This is a genomic window from Geopseudomonas aromaticivorans (assembly GCF_019097855.1).
Lineage (GTDB): Bacteria > Pseudomonadota > Gammaproteobacteria > Pseudomonadales > Pseudomonadaceae > Geopseudomonas > Geopseudomonas aromaticivorans.
The window spans coordinates 1-1,091 of sequence record NZ_JAHRGL010000082.1; the positions used below are offsets into that span (position 1 = coordinate 1).

The 1,091-nt window shown below is 37.4% G+C and carries 1 protein-coding gene; it reads left to right on the forward strand.

Annotation, left to right across the window (positions count from 1 at the left end; all coding sequences use genetic code 11):
* The first annotated feature begins 106 nt into the window (after nt 1-106).
* Nucleotides 107-463, forward strand: a complete 357-nt coding sequence (locus KRX52_RS20570; RefSeq protein WP_217683601.1) for an RBD-like domain-containing protein — start codon at nt 107-109, stop codon at nt 461-463.
* The last annotated feature ends 628 nt before the right edge of the window (nt 464-1,091 follow it).

Consider the following 1,091-nt stretch of genomic DNA (forward strand, 5'->3'; position numbering starts at 1 on the left):
AACATGTGAAGGAAGCTCTTGAAACAGTTCAAAGCATCAAAGCTGAAATTGACACAATAAAGAAAACAGAGAATGAGGTGATTCTGGAAATGGAAAGGCTGGATAAATGATCAAAACTAAAGATGTGAGTATAACCAATAGAATTCAAGAGATGGAAGAGAGAATCTCAGCTATTGAAGACTCGCTAGAGGATATACATTCATCAACCAAAGAAAACCTCAAGTCCAACAAATCCCTAACACAAAATATCCAGGAAATATGGGACACCGTGAAAAGACCAAACCTAAGAATAATAGGTGTAGAAGAAGGTGAAGAAACACTGCTCAAAGGTACAGAAAACATATTCAACAAAATCATAGAAGAAAACTTCCCCAACCTACAGAAGGATATGCCTATGAAAGTACAAGAAGCTTATAGGACACCAAACAGACTGGACCACAAAAAGAAGTCCCCTGACACATAATAATCAAAACACCAAATCTACAGAATAAAGAGAAAATATTAAGAGCAGCAAAGGAAAAAGGCCAAGTAACATATAAAGGCAAACCAATCAGAATCACACCCGACTTCTCAATGGAAACTCTGAAAGCCAGAAGGTCTTGGATAGATACCCTACAAGCACTAAGGGAGCATGGATGTCAACCCAGACTACTGTACCCAGCAAAACTTTCAATCACTATAGATGGAGAAAACAAGATATTCCATGACAAAAACAGATTTAAACAATACATATCCACAAATCCAGCACTACAGAAGGTTCTGGAAGGAAAACTCCAACTCAATGAAAATAACTACACTCACAAAAACACAGGCAATAGATAATCTAATTTTACCAAACACAAAAAGAAGTAGGGGGGCAAAATGCACACACAATGACACCACCAACAATAAATCCAAAACAAACAAGAACCAACGTACAATGGACATTAATATCCCTAAATGTCAATGGTCTTAACTTACCCATAAAAAGATATAGGCTAACAGAATTGGAAACGAAGGCAGAATCCATCCTTCGGCTGTTTACAAGAAACACACCTCAACTTCAAAGACAGGCGATACCGCAGAGTAAAAGGATGGGAAAAGATTTTCCA

Bases quoted from the DNA above. Each gene is read 5' to 3' on its own strand.
- KRX52_RS20570 (WP_217683601.1), top strand. From the start codon at position 107: ATGATCAAAACTAAAGATGTGAGTATAACCAATAGAATTCAAGAGATG.